We start from the raw sequence: 26,687 nt of genomic DNA on the forward strand, positions 1-26,687 counted from the left end.
CCGGGCCGGCCCTTCAGACGGGCAGGTTGCGCAGGGCGATCAGGACGGCGGCGCCGGCGGCGAAGGTCACGAGCGCGCCGCCGCGCAGCGCCACCAGCCCCGTCACCAGGAGCGCCGCCAGCTCCGGCAGGCCGCCATCCAGCGCGGCCGGGGCCACCAGCGTGGTCAGCACCGCGGCCGGCACCGCGTTCAGGCCTGCCTGCACCCGCGGCGGCACATAGGCGAAGCGCGACAGGACCAGGTGGCCCAGCACGCGCGCGAGATAGGTCACGGCCGCCGCCGCGAGGATGATCCACAGCGTCGTGCTCATCCCCGCGACGGCTCCACGTATCGCGGCAGCGGCATGGCCGCCGCCAGCAGGATGCCGGCCAGCGCGCCGACCGAGACATGCCAGGGGGAGCCCACGGTCACGTAGGCCAGCATCGAGACGACCGCGCTGGCCGCCACCACCGGCAGCCAGTTCGCCCGCCGCCGGAAGCCCATGACAAGGCTGAGGAAGTAGATTGGCACCAGAAAGTCGAGGCCCAGCGCATGCGGATCGGTGACCAGCCTGCCGAAGGCGGCGCCCAAGGCCGCTTCCGCGATCCAGGTCAGGTAGATCGGCAGGGCCAGGCCCAGATACCATCCGAGTGTCAGCCTGCGGCCCTGCTCGGCCTCCCGCTCGGTCTCGGCATATTGCAGGTCGACCAGCAGGAAGAACGCCAGCGCCTTCTGCGCGCCCGGCCAGTGGGCGATCAGCCGGCCGGCCGCTGCCGAGTAGAGGATCGAGCGGGTGTTCACGATGAAGATCGAGAGCACGATCATCCAGGGTGCTGCCTGCTGGCCGAACAGCTCCACCCCGACGATCTGGCTGGCGCCGCCATAGACCAGCGCGCTCATCAGCGTCGCCTCCGCGATGCTGAAGCCGTTGTCGGCCGCCAGCGCCCCGAACAGCAGCCCGAACGGCGCGATCGCGATGATCATCGGCGGCGTTGCGCGAGCTCCACGCCAGAACTCCGCGCTGCCTGATCCGGCCGACATGCCCACTCCCCGATCATCCACTTCCGCCAGCGCCCGCGACGCCGCCCATGCCCCGGCCGGCAGGGCGTGCTGGCCGACTTCTTCCCGCGCAACCAACGATCACGACAGGAGAACGCTTCGATGACGCTGAACACGGTCAAGGCACCCACGCCGGAGCAGCTTCGGGAGGTCGCGGCCGAGCTCGGCATGACCTTCACCGACGAGGACCTGGCCCATCATCTGGCTTCGTTCACCGCGGGCCTAGCCGCCTATGATATCGTCGACAAGATGACCGACGAGCTGCCGCCGGTGAAATATCCGCGCCTGCCCGGCTACCGGCCGTCCGGCGAGGAGAACAAGTACGGTGCCTGGTACGTCAAGACGACCGTCGAGGGCGCGCCCGAAGGCAAGCTCAAGGGCAAGAAGGTCGCCCTGAAGGACAACGTGCTGCTGGCCGGCGTGCCGATGATGAACGGTGCGGCGACGCTCGAGGGCTACGTGCCCGACGTGGACGCCACCATCGTCACCCGGATGCTGGATGCCGGCGCCACCATCGTCGGCAAGGCGGTGTGCGAGTTCTTCTGCTTCTCCGGCGGCAGCCACACCTCCGCGTCCGGCCCGGTCCACAACCCGCACCGCATGGGCTACTCGGCCGGCGGCTCCTCGTCCGGCTCGGCAGCGCTGGTGGCGGCCGGCGAGGTGCCGATGGCGATCGGCGGCGACCAGGGCGGCTCGATCCGGATGCCGGCCTCCTATTGCGGCATCTACGGCATGAAGCCGACCCATGGCCTGGTGCCCTATACCGGGATCATGCCGATCGAGCTGACCATCGACCATACCGGGCCGATGACCGCCACGGTCGAGGACAACGCGCTGCTCCTGGAAGTGCTGGCCGGCCCGGACGGGCTGGACCCGCGCCAGTACGGCCCCACGGAGGTCCCCGCCTATACCGAGGCGCTCGGCAAGGACATCAAGGGCCTGAAGATCGCGGTGGTGCGCGAGGGCTTCGGCTGGGACCAGTCCCAGGTCGAATCGGACAAGGTGGTGAAGGAGGCGGTCGCCCGGCTGAAGGCGCTGGGCGCGGTGGTCGAGGAGGTCTCGATCCCGATGCACCGGGCCGGCATCGCCATCTGGCAACCGATCGGCGCCGAGGGCGCCACCATGCAGATGATGCACGGCAACGGATTCGGCTTCAACTGGCAGGGGCTCTACGTCAACAGCCTGATCGACTTCCACGCCAACTGGCGCTACCGGGCCGACGAGATCTCCGACACGCTCAAGAACACCATGCTGCTCGGCCAGTACATGCTGAACAAGCATCGCGGCCGCTACTATGCCAAGGCGCAAAATCTGGTGCGGCGCCTGCGCGCGGCGTATGATTCGGTGCTGGCCGACTACGACCTGATCGCCATGCCGACCTTGCCGCTCACCGCCACCAGGCTGCCGGCCGCGGACGCGCCGATCCCTGAGATCCTGGCGCGCGCCTTCGAGATGCTGCCGAACACCGCCCCGTTCGACTGCACCCACCACCCGGCGATGAGCGTTCCCTGCGGCATGGTCGACGGCCTGCCGGTGGGCCTGCAGCTGGTCGGCAAGATGTACGACGAGAGCACCATCTATACGGCAGCCCACGCCTTCGAGCAGAAGGTCGACTGGAAGTCCATCAGCGCATGATCACCATCACCGCGATCATCAAGGCGAAGCCCGGCCACGAGGAGGAGGTCCACCAGGCCCTGCTCCAGTCAGGCACGGAGGGCTCCATCCACGAGCCGGACACGATCGGCTACCATATCGGCCGCGCCGCGGACGATCCGCTGACCTTCACCACCTTCGAGCGCTTCGCCGACAAGGCCGCGATGGACCTGCACAACGCGACCACCGGCAAGAAGTTCTTCGACACGGTCGGCCACCTCCTGGACGGCGCCCCGGCCTTCGCGATCTGCGAGGAGATCTGGGTGAAGTGATTACCTGGGGCGTAATCGACGCGCTCCCATGATGAACGGCATGGTCTCCTCGCACGCAACATCCGAGGAGACCATGCCATGTTCGAGCCTCACGCCATCGCCGCCGCCTACCTTGCGGCCTGGAATGCACGGGACCCGGCGGAGCGCCGGCTGGCCGTGGCCCAGGCCTGGAGCAACGACGGCAGCTATCTCGACCCGATGATGGAAGCCGAGGGGCACGCCGGGCTGGACGCGATGATCGCGGCGGCACAGGCGCAGTTCCCGGGCCTGAGCTTCACCCTGCACGGCCGCCCCGAGCTTCATCACAACCGGATCCGCTTTTCCTGGGCGCTGGCGCCCGAGAACAGCGCGCCAGTGGCCTTCGGCACCGACTTCGGCATCGTCGCCGAGGATGGCCGGCTGCAGGCGGTCACCGGCTTTCTCGACCAGGGAGCCGCGTGATGCCGATGCTGCGCACCGAGGACGGGGTCGGCCTGTTCTATCGCGACTGGGGCCAGGGCAAGCCGGTCGTGTTCGTGGCGAGTTGGTCGCTCACCTCCGATTCCTGGGGCTACCAGATGGCGCCCATGGTCCAGGAGGGCCTGCGCTGCGTGGCCTTTGACCGACGGGGCCATGGCCGCTCGGACGATCCCGGCCGCGGCTACGACTACGACACGCTGGCCGACGACCTGGCGGCCGTGCTGGAGCGGCTGGACCTGTGGGACGTCACCCTGGTCGGCCACTCGATGGGACCGGGCGAGATCGTCCGCTACCTGACCCGCCACGGCAGCGCCCGGGTTGCCCGGATCGTCCTGCTCGGCACCATCACCCCGATGATCCAGCAGGCCGACGACAACCCGGAGGGCATCCCCCGTCCGGTGTTCGAGGCGTTCCGCACGGGCGAGCTGATGCAGGACTTCCCGCAATGGATCGAGGCCAATGTCCGCCCGTTCCTCGCGGCCGACGCCTCCCCGCCGATGTTCGACTGGATCCGCCAGATGTGCCTGCAGAGTTCGTTGCAGGCGCTGCACGACTGCCACCTCACCATCACCGGCGCGGACTTCCGTGCGGAACTGCGCAAGGTCGACGTCCCGGCCCTGCTCCTGCACGGCGACCGGGACGTCACGAGCCCCCTAGCCCTGACCGCCGAGCCCACCGCCGAGCTTCTGCCAAACGCCCGGCTGAAGGTCTACGAGGGCGCTCCGCACGGCCTGTTCCTGACCCATGCGGCGCAGGTCAACGCCGATCTCCTGGCGTTCGTGCAGGAAGACGCCGCTACTTCACCGCCCCGGCCGACAGGCCCTTGATGATGTAGCGCTCCAAGAGCACGCCCACGATCGCGAGCGGCAGGATCGCCGAGGTGGCGAGCGCCGCCATCGACCACCAGTTGACGCCCTGCGAGCCGGTCTGGCTGGCGACCATGACCGGCAGGGTCTTGGCGTCGGTGCTGGTGAGCAAGGCCGCGAAGAAATACTCGTTCCAGCACAGCACCAGGGACAGGATGAACGCCGCCACCATGCCCGGCAGGGCTATCGGCAGGATGATCCGCAGGAACGCGCCCCAGACCGAGGCGCCGTCGATGAAGGCGGCCTCCTCCAGCTCGATCGGGATGGTCATGAACTGGTCGCGCATGATCCAGATCACGATCGGCAGCACGGTGAGCGTGTAGAGCAGGATCAGGCCGATCCGCGTGTCGAGCAGCGCCAGTTCCTTGTAGAGGACCAGGAACGGCATCGCGAGGACCACCGGCGGCAGGATCAGTTGCGAGAGGAAGAAGAACGCGATGTCCTTGTTGCCGAGCTTGCCGAACTTGTACTGGAACCGGGTCAACCCGTAGGCGGCGAGCGAGCCCAGCACCACCGCAAGGAGCGAGGCGCCCACCGAGACGATGATGCTGTTCTCGAAGCGCTTGAGGAACTCGTCGCGCACGGTCGAGGTCCGCTCGAACGTGTCCGGCGACAGGCCCAGCGAGCGCCAGCCGCGCCAGTCCGGCTGGAAGTCGATCCAGGGGATCAGGTGGCCCTGGGTGACGTCGGCCGCGACCTTGAACGACGTCGTGATCGTCCAGTAGATCGGGAACAGCGAGACGAACGTCCAGAAGATCAGCAGCGCATAGACGATCACCCGGCCGGCCGTGGGGCCCCTGCGCCGGGCGCGGCCGGCAGGTGTCGCCTGCGCGCGCAGGCTCGCATTACTCGCCACGCGGGCCACTCCTTCGATCTTTCCGGGTCGTGCGATCGGTCCTGGTCATGTCGCGCGCCTCATCCAGCGGCTGACCAGGGCCAGCACCACGGTCAGGAAGATCACGATCATGATGAAGTAGAACTCGGCCATCATCGTGCCGTAGCCGACGTTCGACCGGTCGCGATACTCGCGGTAGATGAAGCTGGTGATCGAATCGGTCGCCCCTCCCGGACCGCCGGCGGTGGTGTTGATGACGATATCGGCGAGCTTGAGCTGGAAGATCGTGCGCAGCACGATCGCCGTGATGCTGACCGGCAGCATCAGGGGGAAGGTGATCTTCCAGAACGCCTGCCAGCCATTGGCGCCGTCGATCCTGGCGGCTTCCTGGATCTCCTTGGGCAGGGCCTGCAGGCCGGCCAGGAGCAGGATCATGATGAACGGGATAGAGACCCAGGAATCCAGCGCCATGATGCTGAACTTGGCGATCCAGGGCGTGGCGAAGAAGGCGGGGCTGTCCCAGCCCAGGAAGCGGGCGAGCTGGGCTGCCGGACCGAACCGGTATTCCATGATCGACTTGCCGATCATCCAGCTCACCGCCACCGGGCTCAGCATGAACGGCAGCAGGAAGGCGACCCGGAAGAACTTGCGCGCCCGGATCTCCGCGTTGAGCAGGAGTGCCAGACCGAAGGCGATGGCATACTGCACGAAGACGAACGCCACGTAGAACACCATGTTGCCCATGGCGTTCCAGTAATAGGGGTCGTTCATCATCGCGTAGAAGTTGTCGAGGCCGTTGAACCTGCGCCCGCCGAACGAGCTCAGGTTCCATTCGCTGAACGCGATGAACAGGCCGAAGAAGGTCGGGAAGATCACCACCGCCACGGTGAACAGCACCGCGGGCAGCACGAACAGTGCCTGGTGGCCGCGATCCCCCCGGATCAGGACGAGGCCGCCGCACAAGGCGGCCGACCAGAGCAGGTAGGCATAGAGGACCGGCCGCCAGTTGGCGAAGCCGAAGCCGATGACCTCCGCCCGGTAGAGGCCCTGGACGAGAGCCAGGACCAGGAGCAGCGCCGTGGCGGCCCAGATCAATCCACGTCCGACGCGCGCGCGCCGGACCTTCACTTCTTCTCGCCGGCGCTCGATGCCCGGCTCTCTCGTCATGGGCGACGAGTGCTGCATCGATGTTTCCTACCTGGACGGTCGGTCGTCGTTTCTTATGGAGTGCCGAGGGCACCGGCCGGCCCCGGGAGCGGGGCCGGCCGGTTTTGCGGGCTAGAGGCCCAGCGAAGCCTTGTACAGCTCGATCTGCTGCTCGCGCCCGATCGAATCGGTGATCTTCTCCCAGGCCGCGGCGATGTTGTCGGCGCCGGACTGGACGTCGACCTGGCCCGCATAGATCTTGGCCAGCTCGTCCTCGGCGACGCTGTAATACTGGAAGATGCCGGGGATGCGCGGCTCGATCGCGGCGTTCGGGTGGTTGTAGGAGTTGGACTGCGAGGCAAGGTACGCGCTGATGAATGCCTCGTCGTAGCCGGCGGCGGTCCATTCCGAGATGTTGAAGTGGCTCTTGCGGTAGGGCTGGAAGCCGGACGGATAGGCCGCCGTCCACAGGGACAAGTCCTTGCCGCCCAGATGGGCCGCAGCGCTCCACGCCGCCTTGTGCTTCTTCTCGTCGCCGTCCACCCGGGCCATCACGTAGATGCCCCAGCCGATATAGGCCATGTTCGGCGCGAAGTTCGGCCCGTCCGAGGGGGTTTCCCACTCGCCGGTCTTGCTGTTGTAGACGTCGTCCGAGCCCGGAAGGATGTCGAACCCGATCGTGTCGCCGATCACCGAGGAATCACTGGTGCGCGCGTTCGAGCCGATGTCGCCCCACCAGGCGAGCATCGAGCCGGTGCCGAACAGGAACTGCTGGAAGCCGGTGGTGTTCGGGTCGGCGTTGAGCTGGTCGGCCGGCTGCGAGGGCAGCAGGTCCATGACGTCCTGGATCGCGCGCACCCAGGCCGGGTTGTTGATGCGCGGCTTCATCGTGTCGACGTCGAACAGCCAGGCCGGGTCGTCCGGGTGCTTGGCGTAGGCGGTGGCGCGGCTGGCCAGGAAGTAGAAGCCGAACCCGCCCCAGGGCTTGAGCGGGTCGAGATAGCCATAGGCTTCCTGCCCGGCGACTTCCCTGCCCTTCAGGAACTTGCTGGTCGCCTGGACCTGCTGCCAGGTCCGCGGCACCGCCCATTCGCCCTCGCCACCCTCGGCCTTCCAGGCCTCGGCCAGCTCCGGATCGGAGAAATAGTCGGTGCGGTAGTTGAAGTTGTGGCAGTCGCCGTCGATCGAGATCCGGTAGGTCTTGCCGTCCCAGGTGCCGACCGGGGCCTTCAGGTAGTCGACATAGTCGTCCATGTCGATCTGGGCCTTGACCCAGTCCGGCATCTCCGAGGCCAGTCCCTTGCCGCAGACATCGCCCTCGAAGGGCGCCCCCATCTCCAGGATGTCGAAGTCGACCGTGCCGGTGGCGATCGCCTGCTGCAGGCGCGGGTTGTAGTCGGCCTGGGCCAGGTCGATCCAGGTGATCCGGGCGCCGGTATAGGTTTCCCATGGCTTCAGGAAGCCGCGGAACAAGAGGTTGTGCAGGTTCTGGTTGTTGAGCCCCATGAAGGTCAGCTCGACCCCCTCGAACTCACCCTCCTGGACGTTCTGCTTGGTGGCTTCCAGGCAGAGCTCGCCGACCTGCTGCCAGTCGGCGTCGGTGGGCGAGCCCATGCCGACGCCGGGGATCTGAAGGAGCTGGGCGCGCAGGCTGTCCTGGGCCCCGGCCGGCCGCGCGAAGCCGCCGAGCGCGGTCGACGAGCCGAGCGCGGCGACGCCGACGCCGGCCATGCTCTTGAGCATCGTCCGGCGGTTCGCCATCAGGGCGTTGGTCAAATGGGCGGGCCATCGTGCCATGCTGCTTCTCCCTCAATCGTTATGTCGATTTCGTTGCCGGGCTCATCCGCAGACCGCGCCGACGAGATGGATCCGTTGAGCGCGGACAATTCCCCGGATGGCTCCGATTGTCGAGATCCGACAGAACGATCGCGCGCGGCCGGGACCGTCCGGCAGGCGGCGGCGGGACCGGGCGACCTACTCGAGGAACAGGCCGAAATTCCGCATGGCGATCACATAGTCCATCTTCCATGGACCCGCGCCCGGCAGGTTGCCCCCCTGCTGGACCGACATGAAGATGCCGTTGATCTTCCTGCCGGCATCGGTGCGGGGCAGGAGCGGGTAGTTCTCCGGGCGGCCGTCCCGGTTGGCGTCGAAGGCGAAGTTGTCCTGCCGGCCATAGGATCGCATCAGCGCCTCGTCGCTCTTGCGGTAGAGCCAGACCTTGCTGGAGGCGCCGGAAGCCAGGTTGTTGACGGTCTCGAACCGGCTGTTCATCACCAGCTCGTGCTCCAGCCGGTACCAGACGCCGCGCTGGATCACCTCGGTCCAGCCGCCCGGGTCGACCGCCCGCATCTGGGTCAGATACTCGTTGTTGGTCTTGCTGCCGTCCGCCGTGCAGTCATAGGCGAACATGTCGTTCCTGAACTGGTTGAGCACCCGGACCGCGGCCCGCGTCGGCGAGCCGCCGGCGTCGGTGAAGCCCAGCCGGGTCGAGAACACGCTGCCGTCGTTCACCAGCCTCGTGCGCCCGGCGCAGAGCTGGTCGGACGGGGCAGCGACCTTGGCCGGGGCGTTGGTCAGGCCCGGCAGCTTGCCGTCGAGGCCCCTGAAGTCGAAATTGCTGGAGAACATCACGTCGTAAACGATGCAGGCGCGGGTGCCGACGCTGCCTTCCAGGCCGGCGGGGTCGAGCACTGCCCAGGTGCCGTGGTGGCCGAGCGACGACACGTTGATCTTGCCGCTGGGGATGCCCAGGCAGATCGCGGTGTCGGTGCCGTCCACCACGCATTCGGACAGGTTCTTGCGGCCGGCCTTGGTGGCGAGGCCCCAGCTGGAGGCAGCCCCCTTCGGGTAGGCGCCCCGCAGCCTGGTGCCGTAGCCGGTCGACGTGCTCTTGCCGAAGATATGGGTCCAGTGCCGGTCGAACTCGGCCTGCTGGAGCAGGTTGCCCTTGGAATCGCGGGCATAGTTCAGAGACAGGATGTTGCCGGAAGTCCTGGACCGGTTGGCTGGGAGGCGGCCGAGCACCATGGCGAGGTCGGGAGAGTTGGCTTCCCAGTATTTGTCGTTGATGCTGTAGGCGCCGCCACAATAACTGGAAGGCTCGCCCGCGGCGGCATCAGCTTTAGGGTGGAAGAGCATGGCTGCGGCAACAGCCAGCAGCGCGACGACCATGCGGCAGGACACCATGCATCGATCTCCTCGTCCGGCAGACGGGAGACCGGCGGCTTCATGTGAGCACGCGTCTCCTACGGGCAGCCTTTGCCGCTATTAATGAAGATTTCCATGAACGACACCTTAAACAAAGTACATTGTGTAGATTTTCCTGCGACTCATGAATACTGGCGGAATGATTTCCGGGTGAAGCCATGTATTGCTTCGCCTCAATCGTCCGCAGACGGCGGCCACATCCCGCCATCGTCGGCCTTGGCGTAGAGGATCTCGATCACCTCGGCGATCGCCGGGTCGACCGCCCGGGGATAGTCGGTGCGGATCGAGGTCCTCGCCCGATCGATCTTGTTCTCCTTCCAGACCACCCCCTTCGCGGCGACGTTCTGCATGAACCCCTGCAGCCGGTCGCAGGCCTTGGCCAGCTTCGCCTCCGGCGTGATCCCGGCCTCGAACTCCCGCCACATGGTGTCGAGATCCTCGCTTAAGTCCGCCGGCAGCATCCCGAAGAGCTTGGCCGCCGCCGCCTCTTCCCGCGCCGCCTGCTCCGCCACGCCGGCGGTGTCGTAGGCATAGGTGTCGCCGGCCTCGATCTCGACCACGTCGTGGACCAGGATCAGAGAAAGCGTCCGTCCGAGATCCACGGTGAAGCCGATCTCCCGCTCCAGCAGCAGGGCGGCGAGCGCCATGTGCCAGCAATGCTCGGCCACCGTCTCGCGTCGGTTCACCCCCGGCACCATACCCTTGCGCTCGACCGTCTTCAGCCGGTCGGCGAACAGCAGGAATTCGGTGATCGCCGCGAGACGGTCCCGATCGACCGCGCTACCTTCCGTCCGCATCCGCTCTCTCCTTGCAACTTTGGCCCACGGCATAGGTGCAGATGGAACTCGCGATCAATGACCTGCCGGGCGAAGGCCGCCCGCTGGTCGTCCTGCATGGCCTGCTCGGCAGCGGCCGCAACTGGCTGGGGCCGGCGCGCAAGCTGAACGCATCCGGCCGCCGGGTGGTGATGGCCGACATGCGCAATCACGGCCAGAGCCCCTGGGGCCGGCCGATGACCTATCCGGCCATGGCCGACGACGTCGCCGAGCTGATTGGCCGCCTGGACGCAGGCCCGGTCGACCTGCTCGGGCACAGCATGGGCGGCAAGGCGGCGATGAACCTGGCCCTGCGCCGCCCCGACCTGGTGGCCCGGCTGGTCGTGGTGGACATCGCCCCGGTCGCTTACAGCCACCGCTCGTTCGCCGATTTCTTCGACGCGATGCGCGCCCTCGACCTCGGCAGCCTGCGCCGGCGCGGCGATGCCGACACCGCCATGGCCAGGGACGTGGAGGATGTCGCGATGCGCGGCTTCCTCCTGCAGAACCTGGAAAGCGACGGCGCCGGCGGGTTCCGCTGGCGGGTCGATCTCGACCTGTTGACCGAATCGCTGCCGAACCTGGTTGGCTGGGAGGACCCGGCGGACGTGTCGCCCTTCCAAGGCCCGACCCTGGCCCTGCGCGGCGCGCTCTCGCCCTACGTCACCGGAGCCGGCGAGGAAGCGCTGCGCCGCCTGTTCCCCGCAGTCCGGATCGAGCCGATCCCGCAGGCCGGCCACTGGCCGCATGTGGAGGCGCCCGTTCCCTTCCTGACGGCGCTTGGCGCGTTCCTGGACGGGTGAGCACGGCCGGAACGTCCTGGAAAGGCGGCCTTGCCCGGTCGCCTTCTACCAGATCGCCGTCACCCGCTGGATGAGCCAGAACATCGCCATCGAGCCGATCCCATAGGCGGCAGCGGTCCTGCCCCAGGCCGGATCGGCGAAGCGCAGCAGCCTGCGGGCGCCCAGATAGGCCACCAGGAGAACCCCGCAGAACAGGAGCTGCCCGGCCTCGATGCCCAGGTTGAACGCGAACAGCGCCAGCGGGACCTCCTCCGGCGGAAGGCCGATCTCCGCCAGCGCGCCGGCGAATCCCAGCCCGTGCAGCAGGCCGAACAGGAAGGCCAGGGCCCAGGGGAACCGGTGCATCAGGGTGGCCGGCTGGCTCCGGTCACGGCTGAGCTCGACGGCCAGGAAGACGATGCTGAGGGCGATCAGGGCCTCGATCGGTGCTGGCTGGAACCCGATCACCCCCAGCACCGCCAGCGACAGGGTCACCGAGTGGCCGAGCGTGAAGGCGGTGACCGTCGCGACGAGCTGGCGTCCGCTTCGGGCCATCAGCATCAGGCCCAGCACGAACAGCAGATGGTCGAGCCCGCCCAGGATATGGTCGAAGCCGAACAGCAGGTAGCTCGCCGCCACGGCGAGCGCCGTCGCCTGCGCCGGCACGACATAGGCCGGCCGGTCGGGGGTCAGGACGGTGCCGAGGACCTGCCCATCGGCCAGGGCGACCCTCAGCACCACGCTGGCCTTGCTGGCCCCGATCCCGGTGACCTCCACCAGGCTGCCTTCCAGAGGCTCGCGGCAGGCGATCTCGGCGCGCTGGAGGATGGCGCCGCCATCCACCTGCAGCCCGAAATCCTGGGCGACCGCGCAATGCCCGGGCAGCACCGGACGCAGTTCCTCGCCCGGCACCCTGGTGAGCGGGGTCTTCCAGCGCATCTCGGCCTGTCCCGGCGACAGCTCGACGATCTCCAGCAGGGAGGGACCCATCGGATGGGCGCCGGCGGGCCCGGACCAGGCCAGCACGAGCCAGGCAAGCAGCACCAGGGCGAGCCGGCCAAGATCAGCCACGTCCCTCCTCCCCGGTCGGGCCGGCATCCTGGCTGACCCAGGGCGCCTCGACCCGGATGGCGTAGCGGGCGCGCATCTCCTTCATCGTCTCCTCGACGCGGCGCTCGCGGCGCTGCGCCAGGGCGGCCGCCAGCACCTCCTCGCGGATCTCGGCCAAAGGCGGCAGTCTGGCCGGCCGGACCTCCTCCACCCAGACCAGGTGCCAGCCATAGGGCGACGGCACCGGCTCCGACCACTGCCCGGCCTCCAGCGCCGCCAAGGCGTCGGCGAAGGGCGCGCCGAACATCTGCCGCAGCTCGTCGCCGGTCTTCCCGTAGAAGCGGTCGCCCAGCAGGAACGGATCGCCGATCGTCGATGCCTGCTCCGGCGTCAGGCCGCCCGCCCGCAGCTCGGCCAGGACTTGGCGCGCGTCCTCTCCCACCACATCGCCCCGCTCGTCCCCGCTCAGGAAGAGATGGTTGAAGCGTACCCGCCAGGGTGTGGCGAACGCCTCGGCGTGCTGGTCCAGATAAGCGCGCAGCTCGTCCTCGCCGGGCGGCGCCTCGTCGGCCAGCGGGACGTTCTCGGCCACCAGCCGCATGGATGACGCGAGCAGGCGGCGCACGACCAGGTCGCTGCGGTCAAGCCCCAGCCGCAGCGCGCTCTGGTAGAGCGCCTCCTCGTCCTGGTCCGGATCCTCGCTCACGAAGCCGGCGATCTGCACCAGCCGCTGGCGGACGCTGGCATTGCCGCGATCCAGTCCGATCGCCAGTGCCTGCCGGTAGAGGACCTCATCGTCGATGGCCTCCTCCACGGCGGCCCGCAGGTTCTCCCGGCTCGGCGGGAAGCCGTTCTGCACCGTCAGGTCGGCGCGGAGCTGCTCCACCTGACGTGCCGTGAACACCAGCGGCTCGGCCGCCGCCTGGACATCCTGGTCCACCGGCGCCGTCGGCCAGGACGCATGCGCCAGGTACAACAGGCCGCCGATGACCATGAAATGCAGCGGCGGCGCCCGGAGCAGCCGCGCAAGGCCGGACCGGACCGATCTCATCGGGAGGTGGCCGCAGCCGGCGTGTACCAGATCGGCGAGGTCCAGGCCCGCTCCTGGATGGTCCGCTCGATGAACGGGTCGTTGCCCTCGGTCAGGCAGCAATTGTCGAACGGCGTGTCGCCGGATTCGATCTCGCCCTTGGCGACGGCCTTGGCGTTGGCGGCCTTGGCCTGGCGCTGGCAGGTTCCGGCGCTGGAGAACGGATCGACGCCTGCCGCCTTGCACTGCATCGTGCTCCAGCGGCAGGTCGGGTTCTCCAGGACCCGGGCATAGTAGAAGGCCGGCTGCTTGGGATCGAAGCTCTTGTCCTCCCAGATGGTGCACAGGCCGTTGAATCCGCCCGGCAACGGCTTGCAGGTCCGGGTATCCACCCCGGACGGACGGCTGGTCAGGCTCCCGGCGACGCCCACCACCTTCTCGTGGGTCTCCCCCTCGGCATCCACCCAGCCCTTGATGATCTGGATGCGCTGCAGGGATGCGCTTTCCGGATCGCGCATCGCCGACACCAGGAAACGCGGGTTCTTCGACCGGGTGCGCGGCGGCAGGTCGCTGCCCATCGGCACGCCCTTGGCATAGGCGACCTTCACCTGGTCGCGCTGCCGGCACAGCCGGCGGCCTTCCACCTCATAGTCCCAGCCGCCGAAGAAGCGGACCACCGGGCGGGTGCCGCTGGTGCCGTACGCCTCCTTGCGGCGCATCGCGGCGAAAATGGAATCGCGTGAGTTTTCTTCCGCCCAGACCACCGCCAGGCCGCCGGGGCCAGTGCGGACATGGTCGATCAACGGCGCTACCGGCGCGTCCTCGGTGCCGCCATGGCCCTGGAAGGTCGTCTCGACCGTGTTGCCCGGGTCGCCGTTATGGCTGTCGGTGCTGCCGATCAGGCCGTACTTGAACGGGTTGGTCCCCTCGTAGCTGGGCGCCAGCGCCAGCCCGTCCTTGAGGACGTTGCGCACGAAGTTGCGGGTGGGGAACTCGTCGATCGGCACCGCCGGCGCGCTGGTGTTGAGCGTGTCGTTCAGCAATTGCTCGAAGGTGCAGAGTTCGTCGGTGGTCTGCACCCCGGCGCCGGCAAGGCGGTCCCAGCGGCATTCCGAGGCGCCCTTGTGCTGGATGATCTCGGTGAGCGGCTCGAAGAAGGCGCGCTCCTTCGCCTCCTTGGTGTCGGCAGGATCGGGGAACATCATCCCGCCGGAGACATTGGCGTTGTGCGGGATCGTCAGCACGTCGCAGCCGGGCATCCCTTCCAGGCAGTTCTGCCGAAGCTTCTCCCAAAGCACATTCGGGTACGGACCACCGGTGGTGACGTTGCTGATCGGCGAGGCGATGACCTTCTCGTTCCGGAAGATCACGTTGCGGTGCATGTTCGCGTATTGCGGCTGCGCCGTGTACTCGTAGGCGACGAAGGTGGTGAACGTGCAGTCGGCGCTGCGATCGTAATGTTCCTCTGCGGCATCCTGGATCGTCTGCCAGACCGAGACCGCCGATTCCTCGCAATCGACACCCGGGCGGGAGCAGAGCGGCTGGAGCGGCCCGCTGCCATTCGGCCGCAGGACCGGGTTGGCGCCCCATGCCACCACGACGGCATCGGGGTTCTCCTTGCCGGGCACGACCTCGCCTGTGCGCATCTGCCGGCACTCGAACCCGCTCCGGCCGGGCGTCCCCGCAGGAGAGCGGGTGCAGACCTGCATTTCGCCGAACAGTTCCGAATGGTCGGTCACGGCGGCGAAATCGAGCGGCCGGCTCAACTGGGCGGTGCGGGTCTGCGGCTTGCCGCCCATCGCCGAGGCCGCCGGCAGCCGGACCGGCGCGCCCTTGGCAAACGCGTAGGCGGCATACGGGTCGTTGCGAACCGAGAACACATAGGCGTCGAAGGAAAAGCTGGTGTGGAGATGGGTCTCGCCGAACAGGGGCTGGCGGAGCGGCTGGTAGGAGCGGCAGGCTTCGCGCTGCTCGGTCCGCTCAAAAGGTGGCGGCTTGTGGCTGGCCTGAGCCATGCCCGGCACGGCCAGGCAGAGCAGCAGGGCCGCTGCCACATGGACGCGGTTGCCGACAGACGTCGTTCCCATGGCGGACATTCCCTGTATCGACCAGCACCGCATCCGTTTCTACTTACAGATTGCTTGCCGAAATCCGGCAAATTGAATGTCACCATTGCCCGCCAGGTCAACGTAAATTTTTGATCCTGTTTCCCGCGCCTTTCTCTACCGGATAGTGGCCCCGCCGGCTCCTGCCACCGGCCAGGCGATCATTTCGCGATCTCCGCCCGCCGTTTCTGGGTCACCACGAAACGGACCAGGTCGTATTCGAACGGAGAACCGGTCGAATAATATCGGAAATCCTGCTGGTAGCGGGCATTGATCGGCCACAGGCCATACCACGTCGCATAGTAGAGCGGGTTGTCCCTGATCTCGCTCGGCAGCGTGCTGAGCAGCGCGTACTCGAAGGCGAAGTCGATCCCTGTCCCGATCGAATCGCGCAGGTTGGAGGGCCCCAGGAACGGCAGCACCACGTAGGGGCCGTCGCCTGCCCCCCATGCACCGAGGGTCTGGCCGAAATCCTCCTGCTGGCGCTTCAGGCCGAGCCCGCTGGCCGGGTCGAACAGGCCGAACACGCCGACCGTCGAGTTCAGCACGAACCGGAAGAAGGTCGGCGCCGCCTTGTCGACCTTGGCCTGCAGGATCGAGTTGGCGAAGGTCTTCACCTCGCTCAGATTGCGGAAGAAGTTGCCGATGCCGGTACGCACCGGCGCCGGCGTCACGAACCGGTAGGCATCCACGACCGGCAGGTAGACGTACTGATCGAACTGCGCGTTGAACTTGTAGATCGCGCGGTTGGCCTGCTCGAACGGGTCGTAGACCAGGATCGGGTCCTCGACCTGCTTTGGCACGTCGGGACCGGTCAATTCGGCGATCTGCCGGCGCGGCGGCGTGAACCCGCTGTCGGCAGGCGCGCTGCTGCATCCGCCCAGCAGCGCAAGCGCCAGCAAAACGGCGCAGCGCAGGGGCGGGCAGCTGGTCAGGGAGGTGCCCGCCGTCATCGGGCAAAGAACCGCGCGACCGCAGCCGCGAAGGCGCGGTGCTGCATGTTGCCCATGTGCCCGCCGGTGGGAAAGACGGTGGCCCGGCCCTGGAAGAGCTGCTCCAGCTTTTCCAGGTCGCCCTCCGCCAGGATCACGTCGTCGGCGTTGGTGACCACGGCCGCATCGGGGTTGGCGGACAGCCAGCCGCCGATGCTCTCCAGGCTGCTCTGGGCGATCAGCGCCTCCCGGTCCGGCCACTCATCCGTCCGGGCCATGTAGTATTCGGAGAAGATGTCCCCGAAATAGTCGAGAAAGCTCGTGCGCAGCGCGACCCCCACATAGAGCTCCGTCTCCGTGTCTGACTCGAACGTGCGGTCGGCCGGGAAGATGTAGCCGGCATGGCTCATCACGTCCGAGGTGAAGATCATGTTCATCGTCGAGAGGCGGAACGACAGGCCGATCGCGGTGGCGAGGCTGGCATCCGACGGTTTCAGCGCGCGGTAGGTCTCGAGGGCGAGGTCCTGGCTGGTGAAGTCCAGCGCGTCGGTGCTGGTGTAGGCCTGGGTGAGACGGCTGATCGCCTTGTCCAGGAAGGCGCGGATGCTGTCGGCGCCGTCGGGCAGCGCCTTCAGCAGCATCGCGTCGATCTCCCCGATCGAGCGGTACAGGCTCACCGGCGGGTTGACGAGCAGCACCCGGTCGAAGCCGAACCCGTCCGGCTGGCGCGAATCCATCTCGGCGGTGAACGCCGCGTGCCAGGCTCCCAGGCTGTAGCCGGTGATGCCGTAGCCGGTGATCGCGATGGTGTCGGCGAGCTGGTCCTTCACCCCGTGCATGACCCGCAGCAGGTCGGTGGCGTCCTGCTGGCCCAGTCCGGGCAGGAAGTTCTCGCTGGCGGTCACGATGAAGTTCGCGTGGGTGGGCGATGGCAGCAGGACGACGTGCATGCCCTGGGCATGGAGGATGTGGCCCAGCGCCGTGGTCAGCCTGGAGCGGTCGCTGGCGCCGGTGCCGGCGATCACGAACACCAGTGGCGCCGGTCCCGGCTGCAGCAGCACCGAATAGTTCAGGGCCTCATAGTACCAGAAGCCCTCCGGGATCGCCCGGCCCGGAAACACCGCCAGCTGGCGGCGCACCGGCCTCGGTTCGTCGGGAAACACGATCTTCTGGTCGGCGGGCGTACCCACCACCGTCGCCACCCAGGGGTTGGCGAAGGGGTAGTCGTAGACCGGCGGCGGGGCGGTCGCCGGCAAGGGCGTGACCGCGCTGGTGGTGCAGGCGGACAGCAGCAGCGACAGCACCAGCGGCAGGATGCCGAGGCCAGGCACCAATCTCGGTGCAGGCGGATAGGGACGGGCGTTCATCGGCACCTGCGCGGGGACGTGCATGGCTCCCGGCGGTGCGGGCGGACAGGCGCGAAAGATGCATTTCCAGCGAGCAGCGGCAAGCGGTTCCCGCCAATCGGCCGGCATGGCTCGCGCTCTTACAATTGCGCGGCCCGCCGCGCCTCCGGGCGCAACGGCCGCATGCCCCGTCCTTCCGGCCGGGACATGCGGGCTCCAGGCCAGGTGCCGGACGCCTAGCGGCCCTGTTGCTCCAGCCACTTCTCCATGAAGGCGACCTCCGCCTCCTGCGTGGCGATCACCGTCTCGGCGAGCTTGCGGATCTCCGGGTCCTCGCCGAACGCTAGCACCACCCGCGCCATGTCGACCGCTGCCTCATGATGCGCGATCATCGAGGTAGCGAATGCCTCGTCCGGGCTCAGCCCCGCCGCAACCGTCATGTCGCGGTGCATCCGCCGGTTGATCGCGTCGAACGCACCTTCGACCGGGTCGAGCGGACCCGCCGCCGCCTCGCCATGCCCGCTGTCGGACCCGCCCATCATCCCGGGCATCATCGGCATGTCCGAATGCTCGCCCTTTGCCATCATCTCCATGCAACGGTGCATCGCCCCCATGGACGGCCCGCCGTCCATGCCGTGAGGCATCTTTCCCTGCATCATCGGGCCATCGCCCATCATGCCGCCGCCCTGCCTGGGCATCGAGCTGCTTTCCGGCGAGGTTGCGCCGGCATGGCCGCCATGGCCCGCGTCCTGCGCCGTCGCGGTGCCGATGCCCGCCGCAAGCAGCGCGGCCAGCATGATCGTCCTGGAACGCATGATCTCTCTCCCTTGTCTGTTCATCATCAAGGCCTGAAAGGCCGGTCAGAGGAGCGGACAGGGCGGCGGGCGAGGCGGAAGGGCCAGTATGATCCCGACCAACCTGGGCGGTGCGGCTGGCGACCAGGCTGGCCGCGGCAGCGGCGCAGGGATCGTGGCCGCCACCGGCAGGATGCAGCAGGCATGGCCGTTCGCCATCATGCCGCAGGGCTCGCAGGCCAGCTGGGAAGCTTCACCGGGGCAGGTGCCGTCGCCGCCTGGCGCCGCCATGGCTGCCACCATCGCCTCCGAAGGATCACCGGCCTGGGCGTGTCCGGTTCCGGCCATGCCCAGCAGGATCGACACGAGGATCGCGACAAGCGACAGCAACCGGCATGCCGATCTCGCGGCGCCACCCCTTGGGCGAAGGCTTTTCCAGCGGGTGATCACGGCCTGCCGATCCGAAGGACCCGCCTCCACCATGGAGACAAGCCCAGTATGGAGATGAGTGGTCAGCCGCGCGGATCAAGCCCGGCCTTGGCTATGCGGGCCTGCTGGCGCGCCGCGCGCAGGTCGCGCTCCGCACCTGCCAGGACCCCGTCGATCGCCCGGCGCGCCGCCTTCTTGTCGCGCAGCCGCAGCGCCTCGATCACCGCATGGTGCAGGCTGAGCGCCTCCTCGTGCGAGGTTGCGGCGGCGCTCTCCGTCTCGAACAGCTTCTTCATTGCCCAGTGGATCACCCCGGAGAGCTGGGTGAACACCGGGTTCCGGCTTGCCCGGAACAGGGTCGTGTGGAAGGCGACATCGGCCTCGGCGAACGCCGGCAGGTCGTCGGGCAGTGCCGCCACCATCCGCTGCCAGTGCAGGTCGAGGTCGGCGACGTCCTGGGCGGTCGAGCGTTCCGCCGCCAGCTCCGCCACCACTGGCTCGATCGCCTTGCGCGCCTCCAGCAGCGATTCCAGGAACTCGAAATCGACCACGTCCGCCCCGATCCAGCCGACCAGGTCCGGGTCCAGGATGTGCCATTCGCTGCGGTCGCGCACGAAGGTGCCGACCCGCGGCCGCCCGCGCACCAGGCCCTTGGACTCCAGGACCTTCAGCGCCTCGCGGATCACCGTCCGGCTGACCCCGAACTCGCCGCACAGATCGCTCTCCCGCGGCAGGGTGCTCAGCGGCGCGAAGCGGCCGGACGCGATCTCCCGGGCGAGCGCTGCCACGATCTGCTTTTGCACGCGCGGTTTCGGGCGCCGGGCCGGCGTCCCGTTCCCGCCACCGGTCGGCCGCGGCGTCGGCCCGCTCGCGGATGCCATCTCGATGAATGCCTCCCCTGGCGCGCCCCCAGGGAGCTCGATGCCTCCCGCCGGGCGCCGGGACGGATGCTACCAGCAGTCGCGGAAAGATCATACAAGCTTCGTTGACTGGTATGATCAATCAACTTATCCCATGCGGCGATGCTGACGAGTTCCTTGCTGCGGGATCGTCGGCGAGCAGGGAGGTGAAGCATGCGTATCTGGAAGAACGCTCTGTTGGCCGGCGCGCTGGCGCTGATGAGCACGGGCCTGGCCTATGCCGAGGACGTCAAGATCGGCTTCGTGGTCAAGCAGCCCGAGGAGCCCTGGTTCCAGGACGAGTGGAAGTTCGCGGAGATGGCCGCCCAGGAGAAGGGCTTCGAGCTGGTCCAGATCGGCGCCCAGGACGGCGAGCAGGTCCAGTCGGCCATCGACAATCTGGGCGCCCAAGGCGCCCAGGGCTTCATCATCTGCACGCCCGACGTGAAGCTCGGCCCCGGCATCGTCGCCAAGGCCGCCGCCAATGACCTCAAGCTGATGACCGTCGACGACCGGCTGGTCGACAACGAGGGCAACCCGATCGAGAGCGTGCCCCACATGGGCATCTCCGCCACCAAGATCGGCGAGGCGGTCGGCCAGGCGATCGTCGACGAGATCAAGAACCGCGGCTGGGAGATGGCCGAGGTCGGTGCGCTGCGCCTGTCCTACGACCAGCTGCCGACGGCGGTGGACCGGGTCGAGGGCGCCATCTCGGTGCTGGAGGCCAACGGCTTCCCCAAGGACCAGATCTTCGACGCGCCGCAGGCCAAGACTGACACCGAGGCCGCGCTGAACGCCGCCACCACCGTGCTCAACCGGGAGGCCGGCCTGAAGAAGTGGGTCGCCTTCGGCCTGAACGACGAGGCGGTGCTGGGTGCGGTGCGCGCCACCGAGAGCGTCGGCATCCCGTCGGAGAACGTGATCGGCGTCGGCATCGGCGGCGCGGATTCGGCGATCAACGAGTTCAAGAAGGCGGAGCCCACCGGCTTCTACGGCACGGTGATCATCTCGCCCAAGCGCCATGGCTACGAGACCGCCGTGAACATGTACGAGTGGATCGTCGACGGCACCGAGCCGGAAGGGCTGATCCTGACCTCGGGTCAGCTGGCCCTGCGTGACGACTACCAGCAGGTCCGCCAGGACCTGGGCATCAGCGAGTAACCGCACCGGTCGACGTGGCGGCGCCTCTCCGGCGTCGCCATCCGCACTTTCGAAAGCTGCCCGCCGCCATGGCCGAGTTCCTCGAGTTCAGTGATCTGTCGAAGAGCTACCCGGGCGTGCGGGCGCTGTCGGGGGTGTCGTTCTCGGTCGGCAAGGGCCGCGTGCACGGCCTGCTCGGGGAGAACGGCGCCGGCAAGTCGACCCTGATCAAGATCCTGAGCGGCGACGTCACCGCCGACGAGGGCGAGATCCGGATCGAGGGCGCGGTGCAGCGCTACGGCTCGACCCGCGACGCGTTCGCGGCAGGCGTGGTCGTGGTGCACCAGGAACTCCAGCTGGTGCCCGGCCTGACGGTCGCGGAGAACCTGCGCCTGGGCCGCTTTCCGGCATCCGGCGGCGTGGTCCGCTTCCGCGACCTGTTCGCCGAGGTGGGGGCAAAGCTGCGCGAGATCGGTATCGACGTCGATCCGCGCACCAAGGTCGCCGACCTGTCGATCGGCGAGCGGCAGATGATCGAGATCGCCAAGGCGGTCATGCTGGATGCCCGGGTGATCGCCCTGGACGAGCCGACCTCCTCGCTCTCCTCGCGCGAGAGCGAGGTGCTGTTCCGGCTGATCGAGCGGCTGCGCTTGGACGGCAAGGTGATCCTCTACATCTCGCACCGCCTGGACGAGATCTTCCGGCTCTGCGACGGCTGCACCGTGCTGCGCGACGGCAGGCTCGCCGCCCACCACACCCGGATGGACGAGCTGAGTCGCCACCAGCTGGTCAACGAGATGGTCGGCCGCGAGATCAGCGACATCTGGGGCTGGCGCCCGCGCGAACTGGGCGGGGTGCGCCTCGAGGTGGAAGGCCTATCCGGCTCGCGCCTGCCAATCCCCGCCAGCTTCTCGGTCCGGGCCGGCGAGATCCTGGGCTTTTTCGGCCTAGTCGGTGCCGGGCGCAGCGAGCTGATGCGGCTGGTCTATGGCGCCGACCATCCCCATGGCGGCACGGTCGCGGTCGATGGCCGGCCGATGACGCCGGGCGAGCCCCGCCAGTCGATCCGCGACGGGATCGTGCTTTGCCCGGAAGACCGCAAGTTCGACGGGATCGTGCAGGGCCGCTCGGTGGCCGAGAACATCACGATCTCCTCGCGCCGCCACTATTCGCGCTTCGGCCTGCTCCGGCCCAGGCAGGAAACCACGGTCGCCAACGCCTTCATCGAGCGCCTGCGGGTGCGCACGCCGTCGCACCGGCAGGACATCGTCAACCTGTCCGGCGGCAACCAGCAGAAGGTGATCCTGGCCCGCTGGCTGTCCGAGACCGGGGTGAAGGTCCTGATCGTGGACGAGCCGACCCGCGGCATCGATGTCGGTGCCAAGTCCGAGATCTACGACGTCCTCTACGGCCTGGCCGAACAGGGCGTGGCGATCGTGGTGGTTTCCAGCGAGCTGCCCGAGGTCATGGGCATCTCCGACCGGGTCGCGGTGATGTGCGAGGGGCGGATCGCCGCCGAGTTCGCCCGCGCCGATTTCAGCGACCAAGACATCCTGGCCGCGGCCCTGCCCGACCAGTCCCCAAGCCTTGCCACACGGGCGTCCTGATGAGCACCTCGTTGAAGCGGATCCTCCTGGGCGAACAGGGGCTCCTGGTGATCTTCGTGATCGCGTTCGCGATCGTGTCGGCCACGGTGCCGAACTTCCTGACCGAGCGGAACATCCTGGGCCTGCTCCAGTCGGTGGTCACCATCGGGATCGTCGCCTGCACCATGATGCTGTGCCTGGCCTCGCGCGACTTCGACCTCTCGGTCGGCTCGATCGTGGCGTTCACCGGCATGATCGCGGTGATGGCGTCCAACGCCACCGGCTCGATCCTTCTGGGCCTGCTGACGGCCCTGGCCTGCGGCAGCCTGGTCGGCGCGTTCAACGGCGTGGTGATCGCCAAGCTGCGGATCAACGCGCTGATCACGACGCTGGCGACCATGCAGATCGTGCGCGGCCTGGCGCTGATCTCCTCGGACGGCCGGGCGGTCGGCATCAACGATGCCGGGTTCTACGACCTGGCGCTCAGCCGCTTCTTCGGCATCCCCACCCCGGTCTGGGCCATGGGCGCCCTGTTCCTGGTGTTCGGCTTCGTCCTCAACCGCACCGTGTTCGGCCGCAACGTGCTGGCGATCGGCGGCAATCCGGAAGCCTCGCGGCTGGCCGGCGTCAATGTCGACGCCATGCGGATCTGGATCTTCGCCCTCCAGGGGCTGGTCTGCGCCATCGCCGGCATCCTGCTGGCGTCGCGCATCACCAGCGGCCAGCCCAACGCCGCCACCGGGCTGGAACTGTCGGTGATCTCCGCCTGCGTGCTGGGCGGTGTGTCGCTGGCCGGCGGCCGGGCGGCGATGAGCGGGGTGATCGTGGGCGTGCTGATCATGGGCATCGCCGAGAACGTCATGAACCTGCTGAACATCCAGGCTTTCTACCAGTATGTCGTGCGCGGGGTGATCCTGCTGATCGCGGTGCTGCTCGACAATCTGCGCTCCCGCGCGCTCGGCAGGCGCGCCTGATGCCGGGGCGGCTGCAGGGCAAGGTGGCGCTCGTCACCGGCGCGGCGCGCGGAATCGGCGCTGCGATTGCCCGGAAGTTCACGGCCGAAGGCGCGCAGCTGGCGCTGCTCGACCTGGACCTGCAAGCCCTGGAGGCGCTCGCCGCCGGGCTGGAAGGCACGTCCCTGACGGCTGTCTGCGACATTGCGGAGAAGACGGCGGTGGAGGAGGCCGTCCAGGCGGTCCTGGCCCGGTTCGGCCGCATCGACGTGCTGGTCAACAATGCCGGCATCAACGTGTTTGCCGACCCGTTGCATACCACGGACGAGGAATGGCGTCGCTGCATGGCGGTGAACCTGGAGGGTGCCTGGCACCTGACCCGGGCGGTCCTGCCGGACATGCTCGGCCGGGGTGCCGGCTCGATCGTGAACATCGCCTCGACCCATGCCTTCTCGATCATCCCGGGCTGCTTCCCCTACCCGGTCGCCAAGCATGGCCTGCTGGGCCTGACCCGCTCGCTGGCGATCGAGTATGCGCCCAAGGGGGTCCGCATCAACGCGATCGCGCCCGGCTACATCGAGACCGAGAAGGTCACCGACTGGCTGGAGACCCATGCGGATCCCGCCGCCGCCCGCGCCCGGGTCGAAAGCCTGATCCCGGTCCGGCGGATCGGCCGGCCCGAGGAGGTGGCGTTCGCTGCCGTCTACCTCGCCAGCGACGAGGCCGGCTTCTGCACCGGCTCGGTGCTGACCATGGATGGCGGCCGCTCGGTAGTTTATCACGACTGAAGCTGTCGAACGGAACCCAACCATTACTCGCTGGTTTCCGGTAGCATCGCCCTCCTTCTGAAAACGAGGGACTCCGGAGATTAATTTCCGGAAATGAGTCACTATGGACTCGTGTCGTTTCCGGATTATGCATTATATCCGCATCTAGTTCGGCACTCCTCCTGCATCAGGGCAGAAACAACCCCGTCGTCGCCGTGTAATCGCGACGATGAACTTCTGCTGAGATCGCACGTCGTCTTGTCCGGTGCCGACGGCTTCCCCGACCTGTTATCGAGGTGCTCATGGTGCGTCTTCGAGGCGCGGCAGTTGCTGCCGCGGCAATGCTGGCCTGCGCCCTGCTCGCGGCCGCCCCGGCTCCCGCCCACGCGGCCGTAGACCTGGGCAACGTGGTGATCCAGCCGTCCGGCTGGCGCTACAATCTGGTAATCATGCGCGCCGCCGGCCAGACCAATACTTACAAGGCCGAGCAATATCTTTCCTATCTGACGAAGTACAACCTCACCGACGAGTGGGTGGTCGCCTATGCCGCCGCCGTCGCTGCCCAGTACGGCACCGCGCCGGCCTCCGGCCCCACGCCGAGCCCCCTGCCCAGCGACCCCAGCATCGACCCGATCCTCGGCAACACCGAGATCCTGAAGTCCGGCTGGCGCTACCAGCTCACGGTCCTCAAGGAGCAGGGCAAGTACAGCGCGGCCAAGCAGGCCGAGTACGAGTACTACCGCGACCGCAACAACGTCACCGACGCCTATGTCGACGCCTATGCCAAGGCGGTAGCGGCGAAGTTTCCTGAGGATGCGGTGACGGCGCCGCCTCCGGAGAAGAAGGCCGCCTTCAAGATCTTCCGCGGCTTCCGCTATACCGGCATGCCCTCGTCCTTCGCCTATTGCGGCATGAGCGAGTACATGCGGATCCTCTACGACACCGAGCTGTTCCCTGGAAACTCCAAGGAAATGCCCGACGTCGCCCATCTGCAGAACAAGATCGTCCCCACCCTGCTCAAGGAAAACAAGCAGTATGTCGTGATCGACATCGAGCACTGGGACCCGATCCTGGAGATGGACAAGCTGATCACCGTGGTGCGGACCCTGAAGCAGGGCGTGCGCGCGGCCGGCAACACAAGGATGAAGTTCGGCTTCTACATGCTGCTGCCGATCCGCGACTTCCTGGCGCCGACCAAGAAGGCCTCGCAGCCGGAGCGCTGGGAGCGCTGGATGGCGCAGAACGAGCAGATGCGCCGCTTGGCCGCCGAGGTCGACGTGGTGTTCCCCTCGCTCTACACGGTCAGCGAGAACCGTGCCGACTGGGTCACCTTCGCCAACGCCAACATCGCCGAGGCCCGCAAGTACGGCAAGCCGGTGATCCCGTTCATCTGGCCGCAATACCACGACACCATGCTGGGCCTGGGCACCACTTACATGCCGGTGAACTACTGGGAGCTTCAGCTCAACACGATCTACCCCTTGAGCGATGGGATCGCCATTTGGGGCTCGGTCAAGAAGGGCGGCGGCTGGGACGCCTGGGACGGCAGCCGCGACTGGTGGGCCTTCGCCAAGAACTTCTCCAGCCGCTACAGCAGCGTCGCGGTCACCAGCGCCTGCAAGGCGTGATCTGGTCCGCCCCCGCCCGACCGGCGGGGGCGGGCAGACTGCCAGCCGCTACCCAGTCCGCCAGGTGAGCCGCATGCTGCCCGACAGCGCCTCGCCCGGCTCCAGCGAGCGCAGTCCGCCGCCTCCCGCCATGGTGTGCGCGGCCACGCTGTGGCTCATCGGCTCGAAGCAGAAATGCTCTTGCCGGTAGCTGGGCTCGAACGACGGGTCGGACAGGAACAGCACGAAGCGGTCGAACAGGCGGTCGGCCTGGATCCGCAGACACAGGTCCCGCTCCGGCCAGGCGATCTCCGCCACACCGTCCCAGCCCTCGAAGCAGCTGTTGACCCAGCGCCCAGGCAGCGGCGCGCCGGCTGCGAAATCCAGGTCGCCCTGCACCGGGACCCGCACCGTCGGCAGGAACGCTGCATCCTCCTCCCAGCGCGCCCGCGCCCGGACGGTCAGCCTGGCAGCCGGCGTGCGCGTGAAATAGGGATGCCAGCCCAGCCCGAACGGCATCGCCACGGCGCCGGCATTGCTCACCGCCAGCGTCATCGTCAGCCCGGCCGGATCGAGCCGGAACTCTTGCTCGGCCCGGTAGGCATAGACGTCGCTTCGATGCTCCATGCGGAGCACCACCCGGTCCGCCGCCCGGGCGGCGACCGTCCAGTCCGCCAGCCAGCCGTCGCCGTGCAGGTAGAGCGGGTCGCCCGGACGGTTGGCCGGCAGATGGTAGTCCCGCCCCTGGTGGCGGAAGCGGTTGCCGCGCAGCCGGTTGCCGAACGGCACCAGGGGAAAGCAGGCCGATTCGAGTGCGCCGCCTGCGGATCCTGGCGGCGGCTCGCGCAGCAGCGGCACGTCCCGGCCGCCGATGCGCAGGCGAAAGTGCCGGACCACCCCGCCCTGCGGGCTCACCACCAGGCTCAGGCCGCCCTGCTCCAGGACGACGTCGCCTGCGCTCACCGGCCCCGCC

At 67.9% G+C, this 26,687-nt stretch carries 25 protein-coding genes; 10 read left to right on the forward strand and 15 right to left on the reverse strand.

Annotation, left to right across the window (positions count from 1 at the left end):
- Positions 1-13: 13 nt before the first annotated feature.
- Both GEMRO_RS0105245 and GEMRO_RS0105250 read right to left on the reverse strand, forming a co-directional pair.
- Positions 14-310: an AzlD family protein gene (locus tag GEMRO_RS0105245; protein WP_027133162.1), complete on the reverse strand. Its 297-nt coding sequence runs from the start codon at positions 308-310 to the stop codon at positions 14-16.
- The gene (locus GEMRO_RS0105250) at positions 307-963 is read right to left on the reverse strand and encodes an AzlC family ABC transporter permease (RefSeq protein ID WP_205624903.1); all 657 of its coding nucleotides are present in this window, start codon (positions 961-963) and stop codon (positions 307-309) included. Before GEMRO_RS0105250 ends, GEMRO_RS0105245 begins: the two co-directional genes overlap by 4 nt.
- A 177-nt stretch (positions 964-1,140) precedes the next feature.
- Here GEMRO_RS0105250 and GEMRO_RS0105255 point away from each other — a divergent pair, with 177 nt between their 5' ends.
- The 4 genes from GEMRO_RS0105255 to GEMRO_RS27760 all read left to right on the forward strand — a co-directional run bounded on the left by GEMRO_RS0105255 (position 1,141) and on the right by GEMRO_RS27760 (position 4,249).
- A complete protein-coding gene (locus tag GEMRO_RS0105255) occupies positions 1,141-2,673 on the forward strand; it encodes an amidase (RefSeq protein ID WP_027133164.1) in 1,533 nt (510 codons plus the stop codon).
- Positions 2,670-2,963, forward strand: coding sequence for a putative quinol monooxygenase (locus GEMRO_RS27755; RefSeq protein WP_051328721.1), 294 nt, complete (start codon positions 2,670-2,672; stop codon positions 2,961-2,963). The genes GEMRO_RS0105255 and GEMRO_RS27755 overlap by 4 nt, the downstream gene beginning before the upstream one ends.
- Before the next feature lie 78 nt (positions 2,964-3,041).
- On the forward strand, positions 3,042-3,404 hold the full coding sequence (locus GEMRO_RS0105265) for a nuclear transport factor 2 family protein (RefSeq protein ID WP_027133165.1): 363 nt from the start codon (positions 3,042-3,044) through the stop codon (positions 3,402-3,404).
- On the forward strand, positions 3,404-4,249 hold the full coding sequence (locus tag GEMRO_RS27760) for an alpha/beta fold hydrolase (RefSeq protein WP_051328722.1): 846 nt from the start codon (positions 3,404-3,406) through the stop codon (positions 4,247-4,249). The genes GEMRO_RS0105265 and GEMRO_RS27760 overlap by 1 nt, the downstream gene beginning before the upstream one ends.
- On the opposite strand, the gene GEMRO_RS0105275 is transcribed toward GEMRO_RS27760, so the two are convergent.
- The 5 genes from GEMRO_RS0105275 to GEMRO_RS27765 all read right to left on the reverse strand — a co-directional run bounded on the left by GEMRO_RS0105275 (position 4,218) and on the right by GEMRO_RS27765 (position 10,276).
- Entirely contained in the window at positions 4,218-5,126 is a 909-nt protein-coding gene (locus tag GEMRO_RS0105275; RefSeq protein WP_027133166.1) for a carbohydrate ABC transporter permease, read from the reverse strand. The two genes, GEMRO_RS27760 and GEMRO_RS0105275, sit on opposite strands and share 32 nt — an antisense overlap.
- A gap of 63 nt (positions 5,127-5,189) precedes the next feature.
- Complete coding sequence (locus GEMRO_RS0105280; protein ID WP_051328723.1) at positions 5,190-6,290, reverse strand: carbohydrate ABC transporter permease; 1,101 nt, start codon at positions 6,288-6,290, stop codon at positions 5,190-5,192.
- A 111-nt stretch (positions 6,291-6,401) separates the two neighbouring features.
- Complete coding sequence (locus GEMRO_RS0105285) at positions 6,402-8,066, reverse strand: type 2 periplasmic-binding domain-containing protein (protein WP_035484785.1); 1,665 nt, start codon at positions 8,064-8,066, stop codon at positions 6,402-6,404.
- A 177-nt stretch (positions 8,067-8,243) separates the two neighbouring features.
- Entirely contained in the window at positions 8,244-9,458 is a 1,215-nt protein-coding gene (locus GEMRO_RS0105290; protein WP_027133169.1) for a hypothetical protein, read from the reverse strand.
- A gap of 194 nt (positions 9,459-9,652) precedes the next feature.
- On the reverse strand, positions 9,653-10,276 hold the full coding sequence (locus GEMRO_RS27765) for an HD domain-containing protein (RefSeq protein ID WP_035484787.1): 624 nt from the start codon (positions 10,274-10,276) through the stop codon (positions 9,653-9,655).
- A gap of 41 nt (positions 10,277-10,317) precedes the next feature.
- On the opposite strand from GEMRO_RS27765, the gene GEMRO_RS0105300 reads away from it, so the two are divergent.
- Positions 10,318-11,097, forward strand: coding sequence for an alpha/beta fold hydrolase (locus GEMRO_RS0105300; protein WP_027133170.1), 780 nt, complete (start codon positions 10,318-10,320; stop codon positions 11,095-11,097).
- A gap of 45 nt (positions 11,098-11,142) precedes the next feature.
- Here GEMRO_RS0105300 and GEMRO_RS0105305 read toward each other — a convergent pair whose 3' ends face one another.
- From GEMRO_RS0105305 to GEMRO_RS27785, 7 genes are all read right to left on the reverse strand, one after another.
- Entirely contained in the window at positions 11,143-12,147 is a 1,005-nt protein-coding gene (locus GEMRO_RS0105305; RefSeq protein ID WP_027133171.1) for a HupE/UreJ family protein, read from the reverse strand.
- Positions 12,140-13,177, reverse strand: a complete 1,038-nt coding sequence (locus tag GEMRO_RS0105310) for a peptidyl-prolyl cis-trans isomerase (protein WP_027133172.1) — start codon at positions 13,175-13,177, stop codon at positions 12,140-12,142. Before GEMRO_RS0105310 ends, GEMRO_RS0105305 begins: the two co-directional genes overlap by 8 nt.
- Entirely contained in the window at positions 13,174-15,243 is a 2,070-nt protein-coding gene (locus tag GEMRO_RS27770) for a DUF3604 domain-containing protein (protein ID WP_035486515.1), read from the reverse strand. The genes GEMRO_RS0105310 and GEMRO_RS27770 overlap by 4 nt, the downstream gene beginning before the upstream one ends.
- 179 nt (positions 15,244-15,422) lie before the next feature.
- On the reverse strand, positions 15,423-16,214 hold the full coding sequence (locus tag GEMRO_RS0105320; protein ID WP_035484789.1) for an MlaA family lipoprotein: 792 nt from the start codon (positions 16,212-16,214) through the stop codon (positions 15,423-15,425).
- The gene (locus GEMRO_RS27775) at positions 16,211-17,584 is read right to left on the reverse strand and encodes an alpha/beta hydrolase (protein ID WP_157505460.1); all 1,374 of its coding nucleotides are present in this window, start codon (positions 17,582-17,584) and stop codon (positions 16,211-16,213) included. Before GEMRO_RS27775 ends, GEMRO_RS0105320 begins: the two co-directional genes overlap by 4 nt.
- A 191-nt stretch (positions 17,585-17,775) precedes the next feature.
- Positions 17,776-18,354, reverse strand: coding sequence for a CopM family metallochaperone (gene copM / locus GEMRO_RS32375; protein WP_169728315.1), 579 nt, complete (start codon positions 18,352-18,354; stop codon positions 17,776-17,778).
- Between the two features lie 491 nt (positions 18,355-18,845).
- The gene (locus GEMRO_RS27785; protein ID WP_205624906.1) at positions 18,846-19,565 is read right to left on the reverse strand and encodes a FadR/GntR family transcriptional regulator; all 720 of its coding nucleotides are present in this window, start codon (positions 19,563-19,565) and stop codon (positions 18,846-18,848) included.
- Between the two features lie 270 nt (positions 19,566-19,835).
- Between GEMRO_RS27785 and GEMRO_RS0105345 the strand changes: the two genes are divergently transcribed.
- The 5 genes from GEMRO_RS0105345 to GEMRO_RS0105365 all read left to right on the forward strand — a co-directional run bounded on the left by GEMRO_RS0105345 (position 19,836) and on the right by GEMRO_RS0105365 (position 25,735).
- Positions 19,836-20,822, forward strand: a complete 987-nt coding sequence (locus tag GEMRO_RS0105345) for an arabinose ABC transporter substrate-binding protein (protein WP_027133175.1) — start codon at positions 19,836-19,838, stop codon at positions 20,820-20,822.
- A 68-nt stretch (positions 20,823-20,890) separates the two neighbouring features.
- Complete coding sequence (araG, locus tag GEMRO_RS0105350) at positions 20,891-22,408, forward strand: L-arabinose ABC transporter ATP-binding protein AraG (RefSeq protein WP_027133176.1); 1,518 nt, start codon at positions 20,891-20,893, stop codon at positions 22,406-22,408.
- A complete protein-coding gene (gene araH / locus GEMRO_RS0105355; protein ID WP_027133177.1) occupies positions 22,408-23,361 on the forward strand; it encodes an L-arabinose ABC transporter permease AraH in 954 nt (317 codons plus the stop codon). Before araG ends, araH begins: the two co-directional genes overlap by 1 nt.
- Complete coding sequence (locus GEMRO_RS0105360) at positions 23,361-24,128, forward strand: SDR family oxidoreductase (protein ID WP_027133178.1); 768 nt, start codon at positions 23,361-23,363, stop codon at positions 24,126-24,128. The genes araH and GEMRO_RS0105360 overlap by 1 nt, the downstream gene beginning before the upstream one ends.
- Positions 24,129-24,409: 281 nt before the next feature.
- Positions 24,410-25,735, forward strand: a complete 1,326-nt coding sequence (locus GEMRO_RS0105365; RefSeq protein WP_157505461.1) for a hypothetical protein — start codon at positions 24,410-24,412, stop codon at positions 25,733-25,735.
- A 48-nt stretch (positions 25,736-25,783) separates the two neighbouring features.
- On the opposite strand, the gene GEMRO_RS0105370 is transcribed toward GEMRO_RS0105365, so the two are convergent.
- Positions 25,784-26,677, reverse strand: coding sequence for an aldose 1-epimerase (locus GEMRO_RS0105370; protein ID WP_205624907.1), 894 nt, complete (start codon positions 26,675-26,677; stop codon positions 25,784-25,786).
- Positions 26,678-26,687: the final 10 nt, after the last annotated feature.

Origin of the sequence: Geminicoccus roseus DSM 18922, from assembly GCF_000427665.1 — a bacterium.
GTDB lineage: Bacteria > Pseudomonadota > Alphaproteobacteria > Geminicoccales > Geminicoccaceae > Geminicoccus > Geminicoccus roseus.

What these genes read in the sequence shown, in the direction of transcription:
- GEMRO_RS0105300 (WP_027133170.1), top strand. Translation starts at nt 10,318, where the DNA reads ATGGAACTCGCGATCAATGACCTGCCGGGCGAAGGCCGCCCGCTGGTC.
- copM (WP_169728315.1), bottom strand. Translation starts at nt 18,354, where the DNA reads ATGCGTTCCAGGACGATCATGCTGGCCGCGCTGCTTGCGGCGGGCATC.
- GEMRO_RS0105250 (WP_205624903.1), bottom strand. Translation starts at nt 963, where the DNA reads ATGATCATCGCGATCGCGCCGTTCGGGCTGCTGTTCGGGGCGCTGGCG.
- GEMRO_RS0105280 (WP_051328723.1), bottom strand. Translation starts at nt 6,290, where the DNA reads ATGACGAGAGAGCCGGGCATCGAGCGCCGGCGAGAAGAAGTGAAGGTC.
- GEMRO_RS0105285 (WP_035484785.1), bottom strand. Translation starts at nt 8,066, where the DNA reads ATGGCACGATGGCCCGCCCATTTGACCAACGCCCTGATGGCGAACCGC.
- GEMRO_RS0105360 (WP_027133178.1), top strand. Translation starts at nt 23,361, where the DNA reads ATGCCGGGGCGGCTGCAGGGCAAGGTGGCGCTCGTCACCGGCGCGGCG.
- GEMRO_RS27765 (WP_035484787.1), bottom strand. Translation starts at nt 10,276, where the DNA reads ATGCGGACGGAAGGTAGCGCGGTCGATCGGGACCGTCTCGCGGCGATC.
- GEMRO_RS27760 (WP_051328722.1), top strand. Translation starts at nt 3,404, where the DNA reads ATGCCGATGCTGCGCACCGAGGACGGGGTCGGCCTGTTCTATCGCGAC.
- GEMRO_RS0105290 (WP_027133169.1), bottom strand. Translation starts at nt 9,458, where the DNA reads ATGGTGTCCTGCCGCATGGTCGTCGCGCTGCTGGCTGTTGCCGCAGCC.
- araH (WP_027133177.1), top strand. Translation starts at nt 22,408, where the DNA reads ATGAGCACCTCGTTGAAGCGGATCCTCCTGGGCGAACAGGGGCTCCTG.
- GEMRO_RS0105310 (WP_027133172.1), bottom strand. Translation starts at nt 13,177, where the DNA reads ATGAGATCGGTCCGGTCCGGCCTTGCGCGGCTGCTCCGGGCGCCGCCG.
- GEMRO_RS27770 (WP_035486515.1), bottom strand. Translation starts at nt 15,243, where the DNA reads ATGGGAACGACGTCTGTCGGCAACCGCGTCCATGTGGCAGCGGCCCTG.
- araG (WP_027133176.1), top strand. Translation starts at nt 20,891, where the DNA reads ATGGCCGAGTTCCTCGAGTTCAGTGATCTGTCGAAGAGCTACCCGGGC.
- GEMRO_RS27755 (WP_051328721.1), top strand. Translation starts at nt 2,670, where the DNA reads ATGATCACCATCACCGCGATCATCAAGGCGAAGCCCGGCCACGAGGAG.
- GEMRO_RS0105245 (WP_027133162.1), bottom strand. Translation starts at nt 310, where the DNA reads ATGAGCACGACGCTGTGGATCATCCTCGCGGCGGCGGCCGTGACCTAT.
- GEMRO_RS0105320 (WP_035484789.1), bottom strand. Translation starts at nt 16,214, where the DNA reads ATGACGGCGGGCACCTCCCTGACCAGCTGCCCGCCCCTGCGCTGCGCC.
- GEMRO_RS0105255 (WP_027133164.1), top strand. Translation starts at nt 1,141, where the DNA reads ATGACGCTGAACACGGTCAAGGCACCCACGCCGGAGCAGCTTCGGGAG.
- GEMRO_RS27775 (WP_157505460.1), bottom strand. Translation starts at nt 17,584, where the DNA reads ATGCACGTCCCCGCGCAGGTGCCGATGAACGCCCGTCCCTATCCGCCT.
- GEMRO_RS0105265 (WP_027133165.1), top strand. Translation starts at nt 3,042, where the DNA reads ATGTTCGAGCCTCACGCCATCGCCGCCGCCTACCTTGCGGCCTGGAAT.
- GEMRO_RS0105345 (WP_027133175.1), top strand. Translation starts at nt 19,836, where the DNA reads ATGCGTATCTGGAAGAACGCTCTGTTGGCCGGCGCGCTGGCGCTGATG.
- GEMRO_RS0105365 (WP_157505461.1), top strand. Translation starts at nt 24,410, where the DNA reads ATGGTGCGTCTTCGAGGCGCGGCAGTTGCTGCCGCGGCAATGCTGGCC.